The organism is Phyllobacterium sp. P5_D12 (genome assembly GCF_054049495.1).
On record NZ_JBFUMG010000935.1, the window covers coordinates 1 to 1,137 of the forward strand.

General features: G+C 54.1%; 1 protein-coding gene and 1 pseudogene. Both read right to left on the reverse strand.

Going from position 1 to position 1,137, the window contains the following annotated elements:
- Positions 1-329: pseudogene (locus ACXJ5O_RS27770) on the reverse strand (hypothetical protein); the annotation flags it as partial.
- 214 nt (positions 330-543) lie between these two features.
- Positions 544-1,137, reverse strand: a 594-nt coding sequence (locus tag ACXJ5O_RS27775; protein WP_457302725.1) for a hypothetical protein, incomplete at its 5' end; no start/stop codon positions are given.

A 1,137-nucleotide genomic window follows, 5' to 3' on the forward strand; every position in this document is an offset into this window, starting at 1 on the left:
AGCTCGCCAAGCGTTGCCACGCGGGCGACATGCGCCAACTCCGTTCGCGCTGCATGAAGCTGGTTTTCGACTTYTCGTCTCTGGGTCGCAAAATTAAGCGAGAGCAAGACCACGAGCACGTAGAGCACCGCAATGGCGATGTCCAAGGACGTCAATGTGTCCAGCAGGAAAACGACTGCCGCAATAATAGCAGCAGCGGGTCRCAAAAACTTCGATTGGGATGCAGAATTGATGAGGACGTTGAAACGGTCGGCTGCCAGATACTGAGCTATGGCTGCACCGAGACCCTGTGTCACAACCGCTGACTTTCTTCCGTTTGTAGACATCATCACCTCTTCAACCGTTTCGTTGCAAGGAAATGCCCGTTGAAGAAGAAAGGAAAGTTTCGAGATGTTAAGAATTGTTAAGTCATTGGGATCAGCAGGGGTCTCATCGGCGCTACAGCAGTAAACGCCGGGTGAGCTTTTTGGAATATGCGATCAAAGGGTTGATTTTTTTGGATTGGATGAATGAACTTCGGCACGAATTGCTGTCGACGTTACATCATAACTTCAGGCGATCGAATTTGCGCCTCCAACTTGCGGCGACGGTCTGTAACGCGTCTCTGGCTGTCGTTTGGCCTTGCAGCGTGCTTGAAACGCCCGCGCGCAGATCAAGCTCGAGTGAGCCCCAATGGGCGTCATTCGGGTTGGTCACGGCGGTTTTCATCTGCTCGGCGGCTGCCCCAGTCCAGCCATATGCTTCGACGATCTCCGGATCGGTCAACACGGAAAGGCGGGTGGAAGCGTTTCCCTTTTCCATTGACCGCCGGGCCCATTCCTTGCTCGTAATGTGCTGAATGAATTCGAACGCCCATTCCTTGTTCTGTGATGCCGAAGGAACGGCGAACGACCATACAAAGAACGGGCTTTTGCTCTGTTCACTTTTCAGCGCCCCCGGCACGACAGTCCAACCCCATCGCCCGGCTGTTTTAGACGCTTTCGATTTGTTCAGTAGAGTCCCCGTCGCGTTCAGTGTGACGGCCATGGCATAACGGTCGTTCTGGCCGTTCGCAATGATCTCATCCCATTCCCAGGTCACTGCCTCCGGAGGCATGACCCGGTGCTTTGTCATCAGGTCCCCGTAATACTCCAGCGC